The 225-nt window shown below is 40.0% G+C and carries 1 pseudogene; it reads left to right on the forward strand.

From position 1 onward, the window contains the following. Nucleotides 1-225 (forward strand): annotated as a pseudogene (locus tag E4T68_RS09165) (ISNCY family transposase); the annotation flags it as partial.

Here is a 225-nt window from a genome sequence, read left to right on the forward strand (position 1 = left end):
GCGAACTGATACAAATGGACGCTAGCCAATTCAGATGGTTTGGTCAAACTGTCTCTCATCTTCATGTTGCCATTGATGATGCTTCTGGTAATATTGTGGGTGCCTATTTTGCCCCACAAGAAACGCTGAAAGGCTATTATCAGGTGTTACATCAGATATTAACCAATTATGGTATTCCTGCTGCTTTTTTAACGGATAGACGAACGGTATTTGATTATCAAAGGA

Origin of the sequence: Granulicatella sp. WM01, from assembly GCF_004570605.1 — a bacterium.
Classification (GTDB): domain Bacteria; phylum Bacillota; class Bacilli; order Lactobacillales; family Aerococcaceae; genus WM01.